Below are 22,390 nucleotides of genomic sequence, written 5' to 3'. Positions count from 1 at the left end.
GTCAGGCTCAAACAGGCTCTTGCGAACTGGATGGCATGGCACATGCGTGGGCAAAGTTGCTTTTGATTTGATAGCTGCTGCCGCTTCTCTGGCGGATGTTGGTGGCCGAAAATCCCGGGAAAACTGACCGGAATGCCTTGCATGTCGTCCGAGCTGGCACACTGCCCGCATGCAAGAGAGCGAAGCACTTTCACAGCCCTGCGAGGACCGGGATTTTGCCGAGTGGCATCAAGGTTGCCCCTGGTGTGCGGTCTGGGTGGTGATGCTGCAAGGCCATGGTCTGGGGTCCGTGCTGCAGCAGGCCAGATCCAGGCTTGGTGATGCCTTGCTGCCGCGCCATACGCGCCAGCCGCATATCACGCTGGCCTATAGAGGGCTGTGCCGGGGAGGGGACGAGCATGCGGCGCGGGAATATGACCGGCTGGCGCTGCGCGCCGATGTTGCCATGCTGCAGAGCCTGCGGCTGCGCCCTTTTGCCGTTCAAGTGGCGGGGGCCGGCAGCTTTACCACCGTGCCCTATCTGGGCATAGGCCAGGGGCAGGAATGCCTGCAGCAGCTGCATGCAGCACTGGTGCCTGCAGAGCCCGCGCCGGGCTGGCGCTATGTGCCCCATGTGACCCTGGGCCACTATGCGAGGCGGCTGCCGCTGCGAGAGGCTGTGGACAAGTTGCTGGCACTGATCCGGGACTTGCCGGTCTTCGAGGTAAGGCAGCTGGCACTGGTCCGCTATGCGGCGGCCGATATTGCGGGGCCGCTGACGCTGGAAGGTGTCTTCGAACTGGACACCGGGCGCTATGTGGCTGCGCCCGGTGCCCTATGGTCTGAGCCGCTTTAAGCGATGGTCAGCGTCACGCCGATATTGCCGCGTGTGGCGTTGGAGTAGGGGCAGACCTGGTGAGCGGTGTCCACCAGTTGCTGGGCCGCAGCCTTGTCCATGCCGGGCAGGCTGATCTTCATGCGCACGGCGATGCCGAACACTTCGCCCACGGGGCCCAGATCGACTTCGGCATCCACCGACAGGTCGGCGGGCAGGGTGATCTTCTGGCGAGCGGCCACGGCCTTCATGGCGCCGATAAAGCAGGCGGAGTAGCCGGCGGCAAACAGCTGCTCGGGATTGGTGCCCTTGCCGGCGCCGCCGGGCGAGCTCAGCTGGATGTCCAGGCGGCCATCATCGGTGCGCGAATTGCCTTCGCGTCCGCCGGTGGTGTGGGCGTGGGCGGTGTACAGAACCTTGTCGAGTTGGGCCATGGTGTCTTCCTTTGCGAGATTGCCCGGCAATGCGGGCGGGTGGAGGAAATCGTCAGGAGTGGCTGCGGCGCGGCGCCAGCCGTGCGCGCAGTGTGCCGAGCTGGCCCGTGAGGGCCTGCAGTTCGGGCAGGGTGCACTGCGTGCTCTGAAGCACGCAGGCAGGTATTTTTTCGGCCTCGGCGCGCAGTGCCCGGCCGGTATCCGTGAGGGCGATGCGCACGCGGCGCTCGTCCTGTGCATCGCGCTTGCGTGCCAGCAGGCCTGCACTCTCCAGTCGCTTGAGCAAGGGCGTCAGCGTGCCTGAATCCAGGTAAAGACGTTCGCCCAGTTCCGAGACCGTGAGTTGGTCGCCTTCCCAGAGCACCAGCATGACCAGGTACTGAGGGTAAGTCAGGCCTATGGCATCCAGCAAGGGTTTGTAGAGCTTGGTCATGGCCAGCGATGCCGAGTACAGCGCAAAGCAGACCTGATTGTCCAGGCGCAGCAGCTCGGAGCTGTCGGGGAGAAGGTTGTCATCGGATCGCATGGGTTAAATTATTGCAGACAATTAAATTGCGCGCAATTTAATTTGCAGATCGCCGGGCCCAAGGAGGCAGTGCAGAGGTCCGGAGCAATGCAAACAGGCTCCGTGCACGGAGCCTGTCGCGGCTGAAGCTGTCCCGTGCCTAACGGGCGGTCAGCGCATCGGCCAGGGCCTGGTACATGGGCAGGCTGGTCGGGTCTATGCCTGCATTGCCCGCAATCGGGTGGGAGGCATAGCGCACCACCACCATCTGGGCCTTGGGGTCGATGTAGATGGCCTGACCGTGAATGCCGCGCGCCATATAGGCTCCGTTGGGGTTGTGCGAGACCCACCACATATTGCGATACGACCAGCCGGGCAGCGTGGCATAGCCGGCCTTCACAAACTTGGCCGGGTCGGCGCCGCGGCGGATGTCCTGGACCACGGCCCTGGGCAGCACCTGCTGGCCGCTGGCGGCGCGGCCTTCGTTGCGCATCAGCTCGCCGAAGCGGGCCAGGTCGCGCAACGTGGTGTTGAGGCCGCCGCCGCCCGATTCCGTACCGATGCGATCCACCATGAAGTAGGCGTCCTGCTCGGCTCCGATGCGGCTCCAGATGCGTTCGGACAGCAGCTGGGCCAGAGGCTTGCCGCTGGCGCGGCGCACGATCCAGGCCAGAACCTCGGCGTTGGCCGTCTTGTAGGCAAAGCCCTGGTCATGCTCGCCCTCTTTCTGCAGGGTCTGCAGAAATTCGTAGAAGCTCCTGGGGCCGGCATAGTCCTTGCCCTGCGCCATCATGCCGCCGGAACGGGCGTAGTCCCAGACTTCGGCCTTGGGGTCGGCGTAGTTCTCGGAGTACTTCACGCCGATCGTCATGTCCATCACCTGGCGCACCGTGGCGTCGCCATAGGCGGTGTTCTTCATCTCGGGCAGATAGTCGGTCACCGGTGCCTCGGGCTTGATGAGCCCCTCGTGGGCCAGCAGGGCGGCCAGGGTGCCGACAAAGGACTTGGTGACCGACATGGCCAGGTGCGGGCGCTGCGGCTCCAGCGCACCCAGATACTTCTCATAGATCACGCGGCCCTTGTGCATGACCAGAATGCCGTCGGTGTAGTTGCGATCCAGTGCCTGGGCAAAGGTCAGCTCTTCGCCCGTGCCCATGACCTTGAAGCGCACTTGCTCGATGTCGACCGGAGCCGAGCGCAGGGCGCTGGGAGCACCCGGGCCGCGCCAGACATTGGCCGTGGGCGTGATTTCTCGGATATGCGAGAAGGTCCAGCGTATGCGGGGAAAGGTGTTGCCTAAGGGGTTGTCGAAGGTGATTAGCTTGTCGGCAGCGGGCGGAAAGCCCTGCATCCAGCCCATGGCCTGCACGCTGGTGCTGATCGGGTCGGGCAACGCGGGTGCGGCAGCCTGTGCATGGACTGCAGAAACCATAGCTGTCAGCGCAAGTGGCACAAGCGTTCTGCGCGTAAAAGACTTCAAGCTCATCATTACCTCTTGGACTTGGGATTAATGACCGGTAAAACGGGCTGGGCGTTTCTCGATGAAGGAGCGCACGCCTTCGGCGGCGTCCTCACTGTTGGCCAGGCGCTGCTGCACGGGAATGAAGTCGGCCACGGCGGCGGCCTGGCCCAGCTCTATGGCCTTGAGGACATTCAGGCGGGTGGCCACCACGGCCTGCGGTGCCTGGGCGGCAATGCGCTCGGCAATGCGAAAAGCCTCGTCCAGTTCCTGGCCTGCGGGTACGACTTTTTGTACAAAGTGGCAGCGCAGGGCCTCGGCTGCGTCGAAGGCGTCCCCGGTCAGCAAATGCAGCATGGCATTGCCCACGCCGGCGCGCTCGGGCATGCGCAGTGTGGCGCCGCCCGTGGGCATGATGCAGCGCTGCACCTCCATCTGTGCAAAGCGGCTGCTGTCGGCAGCGACGACGATATCGGCGCCCAGCATCAGTTCTATGCCGACGGTAAAGCAGATGCCTTTGACGGCGGCAACCATGGGCTTGGTTCGGCGGCGGTAGCCGGGCAGGCCATAGTCGTGCGGCTCCACGAGGCCGGCAGGGATGGCTTTCTGGCCAGTCCTCATGAATTCGGCAATGACGGGCAGATCCAGCCCCGCCGTGAAATGATCGCCGAAAGCATGGAGCAGGCCCACGCGCAACCCAGGCTCGTCGTCGAGCCGGGTATAGGCCTCTGCCAGTTGCTGGAACATGGCCGGCGTCCAGCCATTGCGCTTGGCCGGGCGGTTGATGCCGATCAGCAGCACATGGCCGCGGACTTCACAAGAAATGCAGCCCTCGGGCGGAGGGCTGGGATGGTCGATTTGCATGGCAGGTCTCCTGCTGCAACCTTAGACGGCTGCCGCAGCCGCCGCAGTCGCGCACAAGACCTGAAGGCCGGCGATTTAGTAGGTGTAAACACCCTGGCCGGTCTTGCGGCCCAGACGGCCGGCAGCCACCATTTCGCGCAGCAGGAAGCAGGGGCGGTACTTGCTGTCGCCGAATTCCTTGAGGTAGACCTCCATCACGGCCAGGCAGACGTCCAGACCGATCATGTCGGCCAGGGCCAGCGGGCCAATCGGCTGATTGCAGCCCAGCTTCATGCCGGCGTCGATGTCCTCGGCCGAGGCCGTGCCTTCGCTGAGCACCTGGAAGGCCTCGTTGATCATGGGCACCAGAATGCGGTTGACCACAAAGCCGGGAGCGTTCTTGACGGTGATGGGCGACTTGCCCAGTTTTTCCGACAGGGCCTTGACCGCATCGTGGGTGGCGTCGCTGGTCTGCAGGCCGCGGATGATCTCCACCAGGGCCATCATGGGCACGGGGTTGAAGAAATGCATGCCGATGAACTTGTCGGCACGCTGGGTGGCGGCCGCCAGCTGGGTGATGGAAATGGACGAGGTGTTGGTGGCAACGATCACATCCTGTGCCAGCAGGGTATCGAGCTGCTTGAGGATCTTGACCTTGAGCTCGTAATTCTCTGTGGCGGCTTCGATCACCAGCTGTGCCGACTTCAGATCGTCGTAGCTGGTCGAGGTCTTGATGCGTGCCAGCGCTGCGCTCTTGTCGGCTTCGCTGATCTTTTCCTTCTTGATCAGGCGGTCCAGGCTGCCGGCCACGGTGGCCAGGCCTTTTTGCACGGCGGCCTCGGAGATGTCCACCATCACCACGTCGATGCCCGATACGGCGCAAGCCTGCGCGATGCCGTTGCCCATGGTGCCGGCGCCGATGATGCCTACGGTTTGGATTGCCATCTTTTTTGTCTCCATTCAGATAAGTGCGTTTGAACGGGAAAATGTTATCCCGGTTCTGACCGGGTTTGACCCTAGTCGGGCATGGTTGGCGTGTTAGGAGTCATCACGATGACAGTGTTTTTTCTGCACGACCGTGTTTTTCCGCGTTTCGCCGCTGCAGACCTCTGGTCAGAATTTGCAGCAAAAGGAGTGTGGACATGCGTGACTATCTGGTGGTGGGAGGCGGCTCCGCTGGTGCGGTTCTGGCAGCCAGGCTCAGCGAGAACCCACAGGTCAGCGTGACCTTGCTGGAGGCGGGGGGCGAGGACACCAGCGTGCTCATCCACTGCCCCGCAGGGCTGGCGCTGATGGCCAAGCAGAAAAACTACAACTGGGCCATGAGCACGGTGCCGCAGCCCGGGCTCGGTGGTCGGCGGGGCTACCAGCCGCGCGGCAAGGTGATGGGTGGCTCCAGTTCCATCAATGCCATGATCTATCTGCGTGGCCAACCTGGGGACTATGAATATTGGAGCGCTCAGGGCAATCCAGGCTGGGGCTGGAGCGATGTTCTTCCCTATTTTCTGAAGGCCGAATGCAATACGCGCGGCGCGGACGCACTGCATGGTGCCAGCGGTCCCTTGCATGTCTCCGATCTCTGCGACCCGAATCCGCTGGCCCAGGCCTTTTTGCGCGCAGGCGTGCAGGCCGGTCATGCGCACAACCTCGACTTCAACGGCACTGCTCAGGACGGTGTGGGTCTGTATCAGGTCACGCACCAGAAGGGCGAGCGCTGCAGTGCGGCCAAGGCTTATCTGACGCCGGTGCGCGGCAGCCGGTCCAATCTGGAAATCATCACCGCTGCCCAGGTGCGGCGGGTTCTGATGGACGCACGCAAGGCCGTCGGCGTGGAATATGTGCAGGCAGGGCATGTCAGGCAACTGCTCTGCCGACGCGAGGTTCTGCTCTGTGCCGGCGCACTGCAGTCGCCGCAACTGCTGATGCTCTCGGGCATAGGGCCGGGTGAGCATCTGCAGCAGCTGGGCATCGATGTCGTCCACCACCTGCCAGGCGTGGGCGAGCATCTGCACGACCATCCCGATGTGGTCCAGGTGGTGGATGGCCCGCAGCTCAAGGACAGCTTCGGCATCTCGCTTGCCGGTCTCAGGAATGTCTGGCAGGGCATGGGCCGCTGGCGCCATGAGCGCCGGGGCATGCTGACCAGCAATTTCGCCGAAGCCGGCGGCTTTATCCGTAGCCAGCCCCAGGAGCCGGTGCCCGATCTGCAGCTGCATTTTGTGGTGGGCAAGCTGGTCGACCATGGCCGCAAGACCTTGCTGGGCCATGGCTACTCCTGCCATGTCTGCCTGCTGCAGCCCAAGAGCCGGGGGCGCGTCAGGCTGGCCTCTGCCGACGCGGGCACCATGCCGCTCATAGACCCGGCCTTTTTTGCCGAGGCCGACGATATGCAGCGCATGGTGCGCGGCGTGCACCGCATGCGCGACATTCTCGATCAGCCCGCGCTGGCCCGTTTCGAGGGGCGGGAGCTGAAGCATTCTGCGCAGGCGCGCAGCGATGAGGAGATTGAGCAGTTCATCCGCCGTTACGCCGACACCATCTATCACCCCGTGGGCAGCTGCCGCATGGGCCCGGGCCCTCTGGATGTGGTCGATGCCCGCTTGCTGGTGCATGGGGTGCAGGGGCTGCGAGTGGTCGATGCCTCGGTCATGCCGCGCATCGTGAGCGGCAACACGAATGCGCCGACCATCATGATTGCCGAGAAGGCGGCCGATCTGATCAAGGCTGCCTGCTGACTCAGGCCAGCGGAGCCAGGTCGGATTCGACAGGGTTCTCGTCGGGCGGAGGAGTCAGGGTGCTGTACTCCACCCGTCCCCGGCCCTGCTTCTTGGCTTGTTGCAAGGCAGCATTGGCGTGGCTGGACAGCTCGTTGAGGCTCAGGCCCTTCCAGGCCGCAGGGACCAGTGCGCAACCCGCGCTGAAGTCCAGCTCCACCTGCAGCTCGTATTGCGCGCCAATCTGCAGTGTGGATTTGATGCGCGTCAGCAGCGATCTGACGCCCTGCTGGTCTGCGTGAATCAGCAGGCAAAAGGACTCTCCCTGCCAGCGGGCCACGACCTCGTCGCCGCGCATCTGCTTTCTCAGCGTGCGTGACATCAGCTGCAAGGCCTCGTCTCCGGTCTGATAGCCATGGCGGCGATTGATGTGCGAGAAATGATCCATGTCGATCAGGATCAAGGCCAGCGGCAGGTCTTCGCGTTGTGCCCGGTTGAGCATGTGGCGGGCCTGGTTGCGGATGGCCTGGCGCAGCGGCAGGCCGGTCAGGCTGTCTTCGGGCTTGTCCGCCTGCTGCCGGCGGTGTTCCTCGTCACGCCAGGCCATCAGGATCGCCACAAACAGGATGGCGGTGAACAGGGGCACCAGCCAGGACGGCGACAGGCCGGGATCGAGCTCTTGTTCAAAGCTGTAGACCCGATGCGCATGCAGAGCCAGATAGCTGCGAGCGAGCAGGGCCAGGGCTGTGCACAGACCGGTGCCGAAGAACAGATAGCGCCAGGTCCTGGCTGCCGGGGTACGCGGAAACAAGGCCAGGCTGGCCAGCGAGGCAATCGCCAGGCCATAGCAGATGTTGAACCAGAAAAGCCGGTAAGGCTGGCTTTGAATCAGTATCAGCTCGCCGGCCAGGGCAAGCAGGCAGAGCACGGCGAGCGCGCGCACCAGCGACTGTCTTCTGGGGCCCAGCCAGCCCTTGAGCGCCTTTTGCAGCTGCCACAGAGCGCTTGTCGAGGCGGCGGTCGCCGCCACCGACAGCAGCGTGTTCCAGGTCAGCGAGGTGGAGCGCGTGGCGCTGAGCACCAGCAGCCAGGCCAGGCCTTGCAGCAACAGGAATTGCTGCGCATTGCGGGCGGCCCGGCTCAGCTGGGGGCCCATGAACCATGGCAGGGAGAAGGCGACCAGCATCAAATTGACGGCGACCATCAATGTCATGGAGAACTGGTCGACCTCGAGCATGGCAGGGCCTTACTGGAAGGCCACCTCGTCAAAGCTGCGCAGCTTGCGACTGTGCAGGCGGTCGGAGCCGCCTTCACGCAGTATGTCCACGGCACGCATGCCGATGCGCAGATGCTGGTCCACGCGCTCGCGATAGAAATGGTTGGCCATGCCGGGCAGCTTGATCTCGCCGTGCAGCGGCTTGTCGCTGACGCACAGCAAGGTGCCATAGGGCACGCGGAAGCGGAAGCCGTTGGCGGCAATGGTGGCAGATTCCATGTCCAGCGCCACGGCGCGGCTCTGGCTGAAGCGGCGCTGGGGCAGGTTGTCGGGCAGCAGCTCCCAGTTGCGGTTGTCGGTGCTGGCCACGGTGCCGGTGCGCATGATGCGCTTGAGGTCGGCACGCTCCATCTGCGTCACGTCGGCCACGGCCTGCTGAAGCGCGACCTGGATTTCGGCCAGCGCCGGAATCGGCACCCACAGCGGCAGCTCTTCGTCCAGCACATGGTCCTCGCGCACATAGGCATGGGCGAGCACATAGTCGCCCAGTTGCTGGCTGTTGCGCAGACCCGCGCAATGGCCCAGCATCATCCAGGCATGGGGGCGCAGCACGGCGATATGGTCGGTGATGGTCTTGGCATTGGCCGGGCCGACACCGATATTGACCATGGTGATGCCGCTGTTGTCCGCGCGCACCAGGTGGTAGCCCGGCATCTGCGGCAGGCGCGGCGGCGCATTCCCGAGCTCGTCGACGGCTTCGGCGGGCAGGCCGGCGCGGCGGGTCACCACATTGCCGGGCTCGACAAAGGCGATGTATTCGCTGTCCTCCTTGGCCATCTCGGCATGGCCCAGACGGATGAATTCGTCGATATAGAACTGGTAGTTGGTGAACAGCACGAAGTTCTGGAACCAATCCGGGGCCGTGCCTGTGTAGTGGCGCAGGCGGTGCAGCGAGTAATCCACGCGCGGCGCGGTAAACAGCGACAGAGGCAGGGCCTCGCCGGCCGCCGCGCGCCAGGTGCCGTTGGCGATGCCGTCGTCCATGGATTCAAGATCCGGCAGATCGAACACATCGCGCATCAGCATGCGGCGCTCCGGCGAGAGCGAGCCTTCGATATGGTCGTTGTCGGCGAACGAGAAATGGATAGGGATGGGCTTGTCGCTGAGACCCACTTCGATGGGCACCTGGTGGTGCAGGATCAGCAGGCGCAACTGCTCGCCGAAATAGCTGGCAAACAGGTCGGGCCGGGTCAGCGTGGCCTCATAGGTGCCGGGGCCCTCCACAAAGCCGTAGGTCAGCTTGGTATCGGCCTGCGCCACCGTGGTGGTCTTGATACGCACAAACGGGTAGTAGGCGTGAATCGGCGCTGCCGGGGTTTCTCCCGCCACGAAGCGCTGCATGGCAGCTCGCAGATGATCGATCTGCTCGCGGTACAACTGCTGAACATGGGCTAGCGCCTGGAGGGCGTCCGTATGGAACATGCTGCTGTTCTTATGAGAGGGTGTCGGTGTATTCGAGGCCATGCACTATTGTCTTTGTAGCAGTTGACAGTGTTGCGACATCCATGCCGAAGCCTGCTCGGCAGGTAATGGCGCTGACACGAGAAACCCTTGCATCATGGCACAGCCCATCTCTCTGAGCATGTCCAGCTGTTCAGTGCTTTCCACACCCTCGGCCAGAATCTCCAGATGCAGACTCTGGCCCATCTGCACGATGGCATTGACGATGGCGGCGGCATCCGGGTTGTGTGGGAGATCGGTCACGAATGAGCGGTCGATCTTGAGCCTGTCTATGGGGTGCTTGCGCAGATAGGCGAGAGACGAGTAGCCGGTGCCGAAGTCGTCGATGGCCAGGCCCACCCCCAGCGCCTTGAGGGCATGCAGGGTCTGCTGCATCTGGTTGCCCGAAAGCATCAGCGTGGTTTCTGTCACTTCGATATGCAGATAGCAGGCTTCCAGCCCCGTGTCGGCCAGAGCCTGGGCCACTTCCTTGACGACATCGCGCTGGCGGAACTCCTGTGCCGACAGGTTGACGGCCACGGGGATGGCGGGAAAACCCTGTTGCTGCCAGGCATGGGCCTGACGGCAGGCCTGATTGAGCACCCAGCGATCCACGGCCGCGATCAGCCCCCGGTTCTCGGCAAAGCCGATGAATTCGTCGGGCGAGACCAGGCCTCGGTGCGGGTGCCTCCAGCGCACCAGGGCTTCGAAGCCTGCAAGCTCGCCTGTCTGCATCAGGGTCTGGGGCTGGTAATGCAGCTCGAACTCGCCGCGTTCCACGGCGTTGCGCAGCATCTGCTCCTGCATCAGCATGCGTGTTGCGCGGCTCTCAAGCGCTGGCGTGTAGAACTGGGAGAAACTGCGGCCGCGGCTCTTGGCCATCTGCATGGCGGCCTCGGCATTGCTCAGCAGGGATGCTGGGCATTTCCCGTCCTTGGGATACATGGCGACGCCGACACTGACGGAAATCACCAGCTGGGTGCCCTCTATCAGATAGGGCGCCTCTGCCGTGGCGCGCAGTCGCGCGAGCAGGGCCTCGGTCTCCAGCAGGCTTGGGTTGTCGGGGAGCACGATGACAAAGTCGTCACTGCCGGTGCGGGCCACGATATCCTGAGTGCCGACGGTGCTTCTGAGCCGCTGCGCCAGCTCGCACAGCAGCAGATCTCCAGCCTGATGGCTGAGCGAATCGTTCACCGACTTGAACTGGTCCAGGTCCAGCGACAGCACCGCCAGGCGCGACTGCTCGCCGGCTGCCCTGGCGATGGCGTCGGCCAGCAAATGGTTGAGGCGGGCCCGGTTGGGCAGATGCGTCAGCAGGTCATGCTGGGTCAGATAGTCCATGCGCTGCCGGGTCTGGAGGTTTGCGGTCAGGTCGCGCAGCAGGACGATGCGGTGCCGGTCTTTTTCCCCGGGCATGGTGCTGGCTTCTATCTCCACCGGGACGAGCTGGCCGTTCTTGTGCACGACCACGGACTCAAGACGATCTTCACGCTCGCTGCGCATGTTCTGCAGCGCCCGCAGACGCGCCTCGGGCGCCACGTAATCGAGCACCGGCGTTCCGCGCAGCTCGTCGAGCGAATAGCCAACCAGCCGGGAAAGCGCATCATTGCCGTCCATGATGACGCCATCGCGGTGCAGCACGATGGCTTCGGTGGTGATGGCAGCGAACTTGCGCATGCGCTCTTCGCTGTCGCGTATCTGCTGTGTCGCCAGATGATGGTGGCTGACGTCGGTCATCAGCGCCACGACCCCCTTGAGCACGCCTTTTTCCTCATGCGGGCGCAGCACCGCCTCGATGTGCTGCAGTCGGCCGATCTCGTTTTCGACCTGGCGCGTATAGCGCAGGGTCTGGGTGCTGTCCACTGCCACGGAGTTCAGATAAGGTTCGATCTGTGTCCAGATCGGCTCGCCCACGACGTCGCGCACATCCATGCCCACGATGCTTTGCATGGTGTGACCGAAGTGCTCTGCATAGCGCGCGTTGGCAAAGCGGCAGGCACGGGTTTCGGCATCAAAATAAGCCAGCATTGCGGGTGCTGTATCGGCCACCAGTCGAAGAATGGCGTCCTCATCCCTCGCTTGCTGTGCTGTCGACGTATCAGGCATGCGCCTCCCTTTTTTCTGGGAGTATTTATATAGGAATCAGGCCAGCCTCGACCATGACATGTCCATCACGATAAGGGATTGTGAATTGCTTTTCAGACAACTTGCAAAGACTATTGATGTATCAGAACACTTGGTGATATAGAGGCCCAGGAACCCGAATATGCTCAATTCCGACCTCTCAAGCTCTTCAAAATGGCTGCAGCCGCACAATTTGCTGCGCCTGTCCGTGGTGGTGGCGCTGCTCACCATCGTTCTCAAGACCCTGGCCTGGTGGCTGACCGGCTCGGTGGGCCTGCTGTCCGATGCGCTGGAATCTTTCGTGAATCTGGCCGGTGCCATGTTTGCACTGACCATGGTGACCGTGGCCAAGCGACCGGCGGATACCGAACACCCCTATGGACATTACAAGGCGGAGTACTTCTCGGCCGGTTTCGAAGGCGTGCTGGTCATAGGCGCCAGCCTGGCGATTGCCTGGGCAGCGCTGTCGCGGCTGTGGAACCCGCAGCCCCTGGAGCAACTGAGTTGGGGCCTGATGCTGTCGCTGCTCAGCACGGTCTTCAACGGGCTGCTGGCATGGGTCATGCTGCGCTCCTCGCGCAAATACCGTTCGATGGCGCTGGAGGGCGATGCACGGCATCTGCTCACCGATGTCTGGACTTCGGTGGGCGTGGTGGTCGGCCTGCTGGCTGCGGCCCTGACGGGCTGGCTGTGGGTGGATGCCGCGGTGGCTCTGGCCGTGGCCGTGCATATCTGCGTGCAGGGTGTGCAACTGGTCTGGCAGTCCTCGCAAGGCCTGATGGATCAGGCGCTGGATGCGCCGCAGCGCCTCAGGATAGACACTTTGCTGGACAGCTTCGCCAGGCGCAGCGAAGGCGTGAGCTTTGACAATATCTCCAGCCGCCAGGCGGGGGAGCGCAGCTTTGTGGACTTTCACATGCATGTTCCCGGCCAGTGGAGCGTCCAGCGGGCGGCACAATTGCGCTCGGAGATTGAAGCCGCGCTGCTGCAGGCCATTCCAGGCCTGTATGCCCGCATCGAGCTGCTGCCCATGGGCATGAACACGGTCAGTGAAGTGGCCGATGGAGAGCAGGGCGGCGAAGCACAGGGCGCGGCCAGGGAAGGTTTCAGTACATGATGAGTGTGATTCAGCGCGTCAAGCAGGCGCGCGTGGAGGTCGACGGCCGCATTACCGGTCAGATCGGCCAGGGTCTGCTGGCGCTGGTCTGTGCCGAGCGCGGCGATACCGAGGCCGAGGCCGACAAGCTGCTGGCCAAGATGCTCAAGCTGCGCATCTTCAGCGACGAGGCCGGCAAGATGAACAAAAGCCTGCAGGACGTTGGCGGGGGGCTGCTGGTGGTCAGCCAGTTCACGCTGGCGGCCGACACCAGGGGCGGCAACCGCCCCAGCTTTACGGCCGCCGCCGCGCCCGACGAAGGCCGGCGACTCTACGACTATTTTGTGGACCAGGCCAGGCTGGCCCACGCTCAGGTGCAGACCGGTGAATTTGCCGCCGACATGCAGGTGCATCTGGTCAATGACGGGCCCGTCACCATTCCCATGCGCATGGAGCCGCAGGCCTAGGCAAGGCCAGGCCTGCGCGCCCATCCGTCACCACGATTTCAACAAGAGCTGTCCATGAAGCCATCCTGCAAGCCCTCTTTATCCCTCATCGCCGCCGGCCTGATTCTCGGTCTGGCCGGCGCCAGCCTGCCCATCCAGGCGCAGACCTTGAAGAAACCCGCGCTGGACGCACTGATCGCATCATCCGCTGCGACCCCCCCAGAATCCTTCAAGGCCTTTGCGCAGCAGGCAGCCAGGGCCGAGCCTGGCGTGGCGGCAGCCGTGCAGCGCTATACGCGCGGCCAGACGCTGTCGGACGGCGAACTCGCGGATATCGCCCGGTTGCTGGGGGTATACAACCGTTTGACCCAGGAGGCAGCGGTGCTGGAAAGCCTGCAGCGCATGGTGGCGCTGCCCACGGTGCGTGATTCCAAGGTGCCTGCGCATGAGAGTCCGGCCATCCTGGACTTCGGCAAGCTCGTTGCATCCATGGCTGCTGAATTCGGGCTGCGCTTTCGCAATGTGGACAACCGCATCTTTGAAGTGACGCTGCCTGCCAATGCGACGAGCCGTGCCAGCGAGGCCACCGAGTTCGGCATCCTGACCCATGCCGATGTGGTGCCGGTGGTGGCTGCCGAGTGGGTACTGGACGGCAAGCAGATCAATCCTTTCCAGGTCACCCGTGTGGGCGACCGGCTTTATGGGCGCGGCACGATTGACGACAAGGGCTCCATCGCCACCGTGCTGTATGCGATGAAGGCGGTCAAGGACAGCGGTCTGCCGCTGTCGCGCAGCATTCGCCTGATGATAGAGACCACCGAGGAAACCGGCGGCGATGCCATGAAGTACTACCAGAGCAAGACCGCGCTGCCGCAGTACAACATCGTGCTGGACAGCAAGTATCCGGCCGTGGTCGCTGAAAAGGGCACGGGCGCGCTCAAGGCCTTGTTTGCGGATGTCGCAGTGGATGCCGCCAGACCCGCCATCACCGCCATGGCCGGCGCCGCCTCGGCCAACTCCATTGCGCAGACGGCCTCCGCCACCGTCTCCGCCACCGATGCTGCTGCGCTGGATCAGATCGCGCAGCGGCTGTCCAAGGACAAGGACGACTTTGTGCGCCGGCACGAGGCGCAGGGGAAGTTCTCCATCGACGTGCAGCGCGCCGAGGGCCAGGTCACGGTCAAGGTCAGCGGCGCATCCGCTCACGGCTCTCGTCCTGAAGAAGGGGTCAATCCCGTGCCGCGCCTGGCGCTGTTCCTGCAGCAGAGCCTGATGCCGGAGCAGGGCGCGGCGCTGCTGCAGCCCAATCAGTACAGTCAGGCCGTACGCTATATCAATGGCGTGTTCGGCCTGGACTATCTGGGCCGGCAGCTGGGCATTGCCTATGCCGATGATTTCATGGGGCCGCTGACGCTGTCGCCCAACCTCATCAAGTCTGCTGACGGCAAGCTGGAGGTGACGGCCAATGCGCGCATGCCGCGGGGCAAGACGCCCGAGCAGCTGCGCGCCGAGGTGGAACAGGGCATTGCCCGCTGGAGCGATGCGGCCAAGGTTGCGGTGACCGTGCAGTACACACAGGGCAACTGGATGGCCCGCGACCCCAAGGGCGCGTGGCTGGGCACCCTGCTCAATATCTTTGGCGACACCACGGGGCTGGACGCCAGGCCCGTGCCTACCGCAGGCAGCACGACGGCCAAGCTCATGCCCAACGCCATCAACTTCGGTCCGGCCATGCCCGGCAAGAAGTACACGGCCCACAATGCGCTGGAGTACCAGGAGCTGCCGGACCTGCGCACGGACATGCAGATGTTCACCGAGATGCTGGTGCGCATCGGCAATCTGCAGCAGATGCAGTGACGGCAGCCCCGATGGCGGGGCTGGCTTGCAGTTACTGCATCACGTTCATGACGGCCAGCGTCATGGTTTCCACGCCGGTCTTGAACGTGGGTTCGGGCTCGGGAGCGAAGAAGGGCGAGTGATTGAAGGGCAGCGGCTTGCCGCCGGGCTGGCTGGCCTGTGCCACTTTCTGGGGATCGGACACACCCAGGATGTAGAACATGGACGGCACGCCCTGGTTGATGAAGTCCGAGAAGTCCTCGCTGGCCGTGGCCGGGGGGATGGGCAGCACGTTCTTGTCGCCCAGCGCAGCCTTGAACAGCCTGACCGTGCGATTGACCAGCGCCGCGTCATTGACCACGGCGTCCGAACCCTTGGTCAGCTTGATCTCGGGGGCCGGCGCACCGGACATGGCGGCCTGCGCCTTGGCGCTGCGCTCTATGCCGTCATGCAGCTTGCTGCGCACCTCGCTCTTGTAGCTGCGTATCGTACCCAGCAGCCGCGCCTGATCGGGAATGATGTTGCCCGCGCTGCCTGCATTGAAGGCACCCACGGTGACCACGCCGAATTCCATGGGGTCTTTCTCGCGGCTGACCACGCCTTGTACATCGACCACAAAGCGCGAGGCCATGAGCACGGGGTCTATGCCTTTGTCGGGCATGGAGCCATGGCTGCCGCGACCGTGAAACGTGATGTCCAGCGAGTCCGAGTTGGAGGTCGCCGCCCCGGCCACATAGCCCACCGTGCCATAAGGCATGGAGCCGGTGTGCAGCGCAAAGGCGTAGTCGGGCTTGCCGAACTTCTTGAACAGGCCGTCGGCCAGCATGGCCTTGGCTCCGGTCACGGTTTCCTCGGACGGCTGGGCCACGAACATCAGCGTGCCCTTCCATTGTCTCTTCAGGCCCAGCAGCGCCTGCGCCGTGCCCAGCCAGCTGGTCATATGCATGTCGTGGCCGCAGCTATGGGCGACAAAGCTCTCCTTGCCGTTGTACTGGGCCTTGGCCCTGCTTGCATAGGGCAGGCCGGTTTTTTCCTCCATGGGCAGGGCGTCCAGCTCGGTGCGCACCATGACGGTGGGGCCCGCGCCATTGCGATAGATGGCGACCAGGCCGGTCTTGCCGATGCCCTCGGTGACTTCAAAGCCCAGCTTGCGCATCTCGGCCGCCAGCTTGGCGGCGGTGCGCGTTTCCTGGAAGCCCAGCTCGGGGTTGGCATGCAGGTCTTCGTAGATGCCGCGCATTTGCGGATACATCTGGGCGATCAGCTGCTGCAGCTGGGGCTTGAGCGGCTGGGGGTCCAGCTCTGCTGCCTGGGCCGAGCCCAGAGTGACGGCCAGCGCGGCGACGGCGCAGAACTTGCGGGTAAGGCTAGGGTGCATGTGAGGGGCTGTGGTTGGCTTCAAACAGAGGCGGCCATTGAAGACCGCGCTTTCAGACTAGGAGCATGGCCGGTCCGGATTGAAGAGGGGCAACTCGCAAATGGCACCGTGAATAACGATGGCACAAGGCTTTTCCTGCGCAGGCCCGGGATAATCCGCTCCCATGAACACCTCCACCAGCGCCGCCCAGGCCTCTGATTCCACCGCTTTCTCGGCGCTGCCCCTGTCTCCCGAAATGCTGGCCAATCTCCAGCAGCTCGGCTATGCGCAGATGACGCCCATCCAGGCCGCCAGCCTGCCGCTGACCCTGCAGGGCAAGGACCTGATCGCCCAGGCCAGCACCGGCAGCGGCAAGACGGCTGCCTTCGGCCTGCCCATGGTCGATCGCCTGAACCCGCGCTGGTTTGCCGTCCAGGCCCTGGTGCTGTGCCCCACGCGCGAACTGGCCGACCAGGTCGCCACCGAAATCCGCCGCCTGGCGCGCGCGCAGGACAATATCAAGGTCGTCACCGTCTATGGCGGCGTGCCCTCGCGCAACCAGATCGCCTCGCTGGAAAACGGCGCCCATATCGTCGTCGGCACACCCGGGCGCGTGATGGATCTGATGGAGCGCGGCAAGCTCGATATCGGCAACCTCAAGACCCTGGTGCTGGACGAGGCCGATCGCATGCTGGACATGGGCTTTCTCGGCGACATCGAAACCGTGGTGCGCCAATGCCCGGTGGATCGCCAGACCCTGCTGTTCTCGGCCACCTACCCCGAAGGCATTGCCTCGCTGGCCAGCCGCTTCATGCGCGACCCGCAGACCGTCAAGGTCGCGACCCAGCACAGCGCGGGCAAGATAGAGCAGCGCTGGTACGAAGTCGGTGCCCGCGAAAAAGTGGCAACGGTGGCCAGGCTGCTGGCGCACTTCCGTCCCGAATCGAGCATTGCCTTTTGCAATACCAAGCAGCAATGCCGTGACGTGGTGAGCGAGCTGCAGGCCCAGGGCTTCAGCGCTCTGGCCCTGTTCGGCGAGCTGGAGCAGCGCGAGCGCGACGAGGTGCTGGTGCAGTTTGCCAACAAGAGCTGCAGCGTGCTGGTCGCCACCGATGTGGCGGCGCGCGGCCTGGACATCGCCGACCTGTCTGCCGTCATCAATGTGGATGTCACGCCCGACCCCGAGGTCCACATCCACCGTATCGGCCGCACCGGCCGTGGCGATGCTGAAGGGCTGGCGCTGAATCTGGTGTCCATGGACGAGATGGGCAGCGTGGGCAAGATCGAGCAGCTGCAAGGCCGTGCTTCGCAGTTCTTCCCCGTGGACGAGCTCACGCCCGCCGCTGGCGGCGGACTGCTGCCACCCATGATGACCATCCAGATCATCGGCGGGCGCAAGGAAAAGATCCGCGCCGGCGACGTGATGGGTGCCATGTGCGCCGACTTCGGCTACAGCCGCGACCAGATCGGCAAGATCAGCGTCAACGACTTTTCCACCTATGTGGCCGTGGACCGCAAGATTGCCTCGGCTGCCTGCGCCAGGCTCAATGCGGGCAAGGTCAAGGGCAAGACCGTGAAAGCCAGGTTGCTGTAAAAATCAGCCCAATTGGCTTCCAGCGCTTGTGTGGCAAGCACTGCGTGCTCACAAAAAAGCCTTCTCGTGGCTGAGAAGGCTTTTTTGCTTTGGACGGCACTTCAGCCTCTGGCGAAGAACAGCCCGGCCATCACCAGCCCCGTGGCCACAATGCCCCAGCGCAGGACATGAGGTGCAATCCTGCGCGCCGCACGGGCTCCCAGATAGCCGCCCAGGGTGGCGGCCACCATCATGACGAAGGCCAGCTTCCATTCCACAATGCCGCCCACGGCGTAGATCACCACGGCAATTGCCGTCAGCAGGGCCGAGACCAGGTTCTTCATGCCGTTCATGGCGTTGAGCGAGGTCTGGCCCAGCAGGCCGAACAAGGCCAGCAGCAAAATGCCCAGGCCGCCGTTGAAGTAGCCGCCGTAGATGGCCACGATCAGCATGCCTGCAGTGGCCTTGGCCGCAGATGTGGCGGCGTGGTCGGCATTCTTGCCCGAGGCCCAGACGCGCAGCTGCGGGCCGAAGGCGAACATGGCGGTGGCGGCCAGCAGCAGCCAGGGCACGACCTTGCGGAAGGTGGCGTCGGGCGTGAACAGCAGCAGCGCCGCGCCGGCGGAGCCGCCGATCAGGGACAGAGCCACCACCTGCTTCATGGACAGGCCTGGCGGGGACTGCATATCGTCCTTGAAGCCCCAGGCACCCGCGATATAGCCCGGCAGCAGGGCCACGGTGCCCGTGGCATTGGCAATCACTGGCGGTACGCCCGTGAAGACCAGGGCGGGAAGGGTCAGAAAGCTGCCGCCACCGGCGACGGCGTTGAGCGTACCGGCCGTGAAAGCTGCGGCCAGCAAAAGGGCAAGGTGGCCCAGGTTCTCCATGTTCTTGTCTCCTGATTTTCTCTGTCGGCTTTGCGCCTTGTGATGGGGGCGATCTTAGGCGCAGGCCTGCGTCGCCGCTGTTCTTTTCTTGTGTGGTTAATTATTTTTGGAAATAAAAGAATTTGAAAACAGTATTTTGAGGAATAAGTGATTGTTTTGACAATCAACTCCTTAGTTAAGGAGTTTTGCCGTGAATCTGCCCCGTTTCCTCTCCCGCACCGCATGGGCCATGCTGGCCGCAACCTGGGTGCCGGGCGCAGCCATGGCGCAGCAGCCGGAGTTTCCGGCGCATTCCGTCAAGCTGGTGGTGGCCAATGGCCCCGGCAGCGCTCCGGATCTGCTGGCCCGTCAGGTGGGCAATCTGGTGGGCAGGGACTGGAAGCAGGCCATCGTGGTGGAAAACAAGGGCGCGGCCGGCGGCGTCGCGGCCGTGGATGCTGTGGTCAAGGCCCAGCCCGACGGCTACACCTTGCTGGTGGGCGGCGACAGCGCCATCACCATCATGCCCAATGTGCAGCGCAATCTTCCCTATGACGTCAAGAACGATCTGGTGCCGGTGACCAAGCTGGGCCAGTCCGACTTCGTGCTGGTGGCCAATCCCCGGAAGGGCTTCAAGACCTTGCAGGACTTTGTGGCCTACGCCAAATCCCACCCGGGCAAGATCAACTACGCCTCCTCGGGCACGGGCGGTGCCCAGCATCTGGCCATGGAGCAGTTCAAGCAGCGCGCAGGCTTTTTCGCCACGCACATTCCCTATCGCGGCGGCCCTCAGGGCCTGCAGGATGTGTTGGCCGGCCAGGTCGATGTGATGCTGATTGCGATCGCTCCGGCGCTCACCCAGATCCAGAGCGGCAAGCTCACGGCGCTGGCCGTGTCCGGCCTGCAGCGTCATGCGCTGCTGCCCCAGGTGCAGACCCTGGCCGAGAGCTACAAGGGCTTTGAGGCCGGTGCCTGGTTCGGCCTGTTCGCACCCAAGGGCACGCCGGCTGCTGTGGTCCAGGCCATTGCCCAGGATACCGACAAGGCGCTGAAGGACCCCGAGCTGCGCAAGAGCCTGCTGCAGCAGGGCATCACTCCCGTGGGCGAGGGCCAGCAGGTGTTTGCCAGACAGATCAAGACCGAAGATGTGCGCGTGGCCCAGCTGGTGCGCAGCATCGGCCTGAGCGTGGAGTAAACCCGGCCGGGGTACTCTCATAAAAAGAGCTGCCTGCGCTGGTCATTCTTGATTTTCAAGGCTAAATACCTTTGAAACACATGATTGACCTGCGCAGGCAGCTCTGTTTTCAGGAGTCTACGGCACGTGGGCCGATGCCTGTCCGCTATTTGGCGTAGGGGTCTTCGTAGCCCATTTCCTTCATGATGTCGGTCTCGTAGGCCTCCATCTCTTCGGCGTCTTCCTCGCTGGTCTCGTGGTCCCAGCCCTGGGCATGCAGCGTGCCATGCACCAGCAGATGGGCGTAATGCTCTTCCAGCGTCTTGTTCTGCTCCTGGGCCTCGCGCTCCACCACGGGGGCGCAGAGCACCAGGTCGGCCATCACGGTCGGCTCCTGCTGATAGTCGAAGGTCAGCACATTGGTCGCGTAGTCCTTCTGGCGGTACTCGCGGTTGAGCTTGCGGCCTTCCTCGGCATCGACGATGCGCACCGTGATCTCGGCATCCACGGCCAGCGCATGGCGTATCCAGCGCGTGACGCGGCTGCGGCTCAGCAGTTCGCGGTGGGCGGCCGCCTCGGCGCTGGGGCCGAATTGCAGCGATAGTTGCAGTTGATTCAAGGTCATTTTGGCTTTTAGCCCTTATTTGGTAAGTGCTAGTAGCTATGGATTTTGATTAAAGCTCGTCGGCCGTGGGCAGGGAGCGGGCCGTACGCGGGCTGCTGCTGCGGTGCTTGGGCGCCGAAGTGCCTTCGGACACGCGCCCGCGTGCGTCGTACGCGTCCACGATGCGGGCCACCAGCGGGTGGCGCACCACGTCGGCGCTGGTGAAGTGGTTGATGGAGATGCCCTTGACACGCCTGAGCACGCGCTCGGCATCGACCAGGCCGCTGGGCGCGCCCTTGGGCAGGTCGACCTGGCTCACGTCGCCCGTGACCACGGCCTTGGCGCCAAAGCCGATCCGGGTCAGAAACATCTTCATCTGCTCGGGCGTGGTGTTCTGTGCCTCGTCGAGGATCACGAAGGCATTGTTCAGCGTACGACCGCGCATGAAGGCCAGCGGCGCGATCTCCAGCGCATTGCGCTCGAAGGCCTTCTGCACCTTCTCGTAACCCATCAGATCGTAGAGCGCGTCGTACAGAGGGCGCAGATAGGGGTCCACCTTCTGGGTCAGGTCGCCGGGCAGAAAGCCCAGGCGTTCGCCGGCCTCCACGGCGGGCCGGGTCAGCACGATGCGCTGCACGGCGCTGCGCTCCAGAGCGTCCACGGCACAGGCCACGGCCAGATAGGTCTTGCCGGTGCCGGCCGGACCGATGCCGAAGCTGATGTCGTGATGGGCGATGTTTTCCAGATACAGGGCCTGGTTGGGCGTGCGGGCGCGCAGATCGGCACGGCGCGTGGTCAGCTGCGGTGCCGTCAGATCGGCCTCCAGCATCTCGACATCGCCGGCCAGCATCAGCTGCAGCGTCTGTTCGGCGATCACGTAGTCGGCGATTTCATAGAGCGCCTGCAGCAGCTCCAGCGTCTCATTGGCCTTGGCCTTGGGGCCGTCGATCTTGAACTGCTCGTGACGGTGAGCGATCTTGACGCCCAGCGCGACTTCGATGGTGCGCAGATGCGCATCCGCCGGACCACAGAGATGGGTCAGGCGCGTATTGTTGTGGGGAGTGAAGGTATGGCGCAGTATCACGCGGATAATTTCTTTAGGACTTACGCAAATAGGAATGCAACAAGGGCCTGCCTCCTGAGGCAGTCGCCCGGCCTGAACCCGTTTTGCGTAAGTTGTGTTCTTAAAAGAATCGCCGCACGGTGCGGCAAAGGATTTCAATGATAGGCAAATTGACGGGAACGCTGCTGGAAAAAAACCCGCCCGAAGTCCTGGTGGACTGCGCTGGCGTGGGCTACGAGGTGCAGGTGCCCATGAGCACCTTCTACAACCTGCCCGCCAATGGCGCCAAGGTGGCCCTGCTGACCCATTTTGTGGTGCGGGAAGACGCCCAGCTGCTGTTCGGCTTTGCAACGGCCCGCGAGCGCCAGACCTTCCGTGAGCTCATCAAGATCACCGGCATCGGTCCGCGCATGGCATTGGCCGTGCTCAGCGGCATGAGCATCGATGATCTCGCGGACGCGGTATCGCAGCAGCAAGCAGGGCGATTGGTCAAGGTGCCGGGCATCGGCAAGAAGACCGCCGAGCGTCTGCTGCTGGAGCTCAAGGGCAAGATCGGTGCGGATACCGGTGCGCAGTCGCTGTTTGCCAACAACAGCGAGCAAAACGATATCCAGCAGGCGCTGATGGCGCTGGGCTATTCCGACAAGGAAGCCTCGGCCGCCCTCAAGAAACTCCCACCCGAAGTAGGGGTGAGCGAGGGCATTAAGCTCGCGCTCAAGGCTTTGACCAAATAGCTCCGCTGGCCCTGCGCCAGTCCGATCGTGAA

General features: G+C 63.6%; 20 protein-coding genes. 8 read left to right on the top strand and 12 right to left on the bottom strand.

The window, feature by feature from the left end; translation table 11 throughout:
- Positions 1–169 precede the first annotated feature (169 nt).
- On the top strand, positions 170–835 hold the full coding sequence (locus O987_RS24685) for a 2'-5' RNA ligase family protein (RefSeq protein WP_043375385.1): 666 nt from the start codon (positions 170–172) through the stop codon (positions 833–835).
- On the opposite strand, the gene O987_RS24680 is transcribed toward O987_RS24685, so the two are convergent.
- From O987_RS24680 to O987_RS24660, 5 genes are all read right to left on the bottom strand, one after another.
- Complete coding sequence (locus tag O987_RS24680) at positions 832–1,248, bottom strand: organic hydroperoxide resistance protein (RefSeq protein ID WP_003050813.1); 417 nt, start codon at positions 1,246–1,248, stop codon at positions 832–834. The genes O987_RS24685 and O987_RS24680 overlap by 4 nt on opposite strands.
- Before the next feature lie 52 nt (positions 1,249–1,300).
- Positions 1,301–1,774 (bottom strand): MarR family winged helix-turn-helix transcriptional regulator, encoded by a 474-nt coding sequence (locus O987_RS24675; protein WP_043375383.1) that lies wholly within the window; start codon positions 1,772–1,774, stop codon positions 1,301–1,303.
- A 139-nt stretch (positions 1,775–1,913) separates the two neighbouring features.
- A complete protein-coding gene (locus O987_RS24670; RefSeq protein ID WP_172671703.1) occupies positions 1,914–3,239 on the bottom strand; it encodes a serine hydrolase domain-containing protein in 1,326 nt (441 codons plus the stop codon).
- Positions 3,240–3,260: 21 nt separating this feature from the next.
- Positions 3,261–4,076, bottom strand: coding sequence for a crotonase/enoyl-CoA hydratase family protein (locus O987_RS24665; protein ID WP_003050819.1), 816 nt, complete (start codon positions 4,074–4,076; stop codon positions 3,261–3,263).
- A 75-nt stretch (positions 4,077–4,151) separates the two neighbouring features.
- Positions 4,152–5,000 carry a 3-hydroxybutyryl-CoA dehydrogenase gene (locus O987_RS24660; protein ID WP_003050821.1) on the bottom strand — a complete coding sequence of 283 codons (849 nt, stop codon included), beginning with the start codon at positions 4,998–5,000 and terminating at the stop codon, positions 4,152–4,154.
- A 197-nt stretch (positions 5,001–5,197) separates the two neighbouring features.
- Between O987_RS24660 and O987_RS24655 the strand changes: the two genes are divergently transcribed.
- Positions 5,198–6,790 (top strand): GMC family oxidoreductase, encoded by a 1,593-nt coding sequence (locus O987_RS24655; protein ID WP_043375379.1) that lies wholly within the window; start codon positions 5,198–5,200, stop codon positions 6,788–6,790.
- A gap of 1 nt (position 6,791) precedes the next feature.
- Here O987_RS24655 and O987_RS24650 read toward each other — a convergent pair whose 3' ends face one another.
- The 3 genes from O987_RS24650 to O987_RS24640 are packed head-to-tail and all read right to left on the bottom strand — an operon-like array spanning position 6,792 to position 11,591.
- The gene (locus tag O987_RS24650; protein ID WP_043375371.1) at positions 6,792–8,006 is read right to left on the bottom strand and encodes a sensor domain-containing diguanylate cyclase; all 1,215 of its coding nucleotides are present in this window, start codon (positions 8,004–8,006) and stop codon (positions 6,792–6,794) included.
- Between the two features lie 9 nt (positions 8,007–8,015).
- Complete coding sequence (locus O987_RS24645) at positions 8,016–9,467, bottom strand: AMP nucleosidase (RefSeq protein ID WP_034399332.1); 1,452 nt, start codon at positions 9,465–9,467, stop codon at positions 8,016–8,018.
- A gap of 45 nt (positions 9,468–9,512) precedes the next feature.
- The gene (locus O987_RS24640; RefSeq protein WP_043375366.1) at positions 9,513–11,591 is read right to left on the bottom strand and encodes a putative bifunctional diguanylate cyclase/phosphodiesterase; all 2,079 of its coding nucleotides are present in this window, start codon (positions 11,589–11,591) and stop codon (positions 9,513–9,515) included.
- Positions 11,592–11,751: 160 nt separating this feature from the next.
- Between O987_RS24640 and O987_RS24635 the strand changes: the two genes are divergently transcribed.
- From O987_RS24635 to O987_RS24625, 3 genes are read left to right on the top strand one after another with little or no spacing between them, the layout of a single operon-like run.
- Positions 11,752–12,726 (top strand): cation diffusion facilitator family transporter, encoded by a 975-nt coding sequence (locus O987_RS24635; RefSeq protein WP_003050831.1) that lies wholly within the window; start codon positions 11,752–11,754, stop codon positions 12,724–12,726.
- Positions 12,723–13,172: a D-aminoacyl-tRNA deacylase gene (gene dtd, locus O987_RS24630; protein ID WP_003050833.1), complete on the top strand. Its 450-nt coding sequence runs from the start codon at positions 12,723–12,725 to the stop codon at positions 13,170–13,172. The genes O987_RS24635 and dtd overlap by 4 nt, the downstream gene beginning before the upstream one ends.
- Positions 13,173–13,226: 54 nt before the next feature.
- Complete coding sequence (locus tag O987_RS24625) at positions 13,227–15,008, top strand: dipeptidase (RefSeq protein WP_043375363.1); 1,782 nt, start codon at positions 13,227–13,229, stop codon at positions 15,006–15,008.
- Positions 15,009–15,039: 31 nt separating this feature from the next.
- Here O987_RS24625 and O987_RS24620 read toward each other — a convergent pair whose 3' ends face one another.
- On the bottom strand, positions 15,040–16,365 hold the full coding sequence (locus O987_RS24620; RefSeq protein ID WP_043375362.1) for an amidohydrolase: 1,326 nt from the start codon (positions 16,363–16,365) through the stop codon (positions 15,040–15,042).
- Between the two features lie 163 nt (positions 16,366–16,528).
- Here O987_RS24620 and dbpA point away from each other — a divergent pair, with 163 nt between their 5' ends.
- The gene (gene dbpA, locus O987_RS24615; RefSeq protein WP_043375361.1) at positions 16,529–17,938 is read left to right on the top strand and encodes an ATP-dependent RNA helicase DbpA; all 1,410 of its coding nucleotides are present in this window, start codon (positions 16,529–16,531) and stop codon (positions 17,936–17,938) included.
- A 101-nt stretch (positions 17,939–18,039) separates the two neighbouring features.
- Here dbpA and O987_RS24610 read toward each other — a convergent pair whose 3' ends face one another.
- On the bottom strand, positions 18,040–18,804 hold the full coding sequence (locus tag O987_RS24610) for a sulfite exporter TauE/SafE family protein (RefSeq protein WP_043375359.1): 765 nt from the start codon (positions 18,802–18,804) through the stop codon (positions 18,040–18,042).
- Between the two features lie 190 nt (positions 18,805–18,994).
- On the opposite strand from O987_RS24610, the gene O987_RS24605 reads away from it, so the two are divergent.
- Complete coding sequence (locus tag O987_RS24605; protein ID WP_043375357.1) at positions 18,995–19,978, top strand: Bug family tripartite tricarboxylate transporter substrate binding protein; 984 nt, start codon at positions 18,995–18,997, stop codon at positions 19,976–19,978.
- Positions 19,979–20,123: 145 nt separating this feature from the next.
- Here O987_RS24605 and ybeY read toward each other — a convergent pair whose 3' ends face one another.
- Together ybeY and O987_RS24595 are read right to left on the bottom strand one after the other, a co-directional pair.
- Complete coding sequence (ybeY, locus tag O987_RS24600; RefSeq protein WP_003050847.1) at positions 20,124–20,582, bottom strand: rRNA maturation RNase YbeY; 459 nt, start codon at positions 20,580–20,582, stop codon at positions 20,124–20,126.
- Between the two features lie 49 nt (positions 20,583–20,631).
- Entirely contained in the window at positions 20,632–21,645 is a 1,014-nt protein-coding gene (locus tag O987_RS24595) for a PhoH family protein (protein ID WP_003050850.1), read from the bottom strand.
- 137 nt (positions 21,646–21,782) lie between these two features.
- Here O987_RS24595 and ruvA point away from each other — a divergent pair, with 137 nt between their 5' ends.
- Positions 21,783–22,358 carry a Holliday junction branch migration protein RuvA gene (ruvA, locus tag O987_RS24590; protein ID WP_003050853.1) on the top strand — a complete coding sequence of 192 codons (576 nt, stop codon included), beginning with the start codon at positions 21,783–21,785 and terminating at the stop codon, positions 22,356–22,358.
- Positions 22,359–22,390 lie beyond the last annotated feature (32 nt).

This window comes from Comamonas testosteroni TK102, from assembly GCF_000739375.1.
In the GTDB taxonomy this organism is placed as follows: Bacteria; Pseudomonadota; Gammaproteobacteria; order Burkholderiales; family Burkholderiaceae_C; genus Comamonas; species Comamonas brasiliensis.
This window is presented reverse-complemented; position numbering and strand designations above follow the sequence as displayed.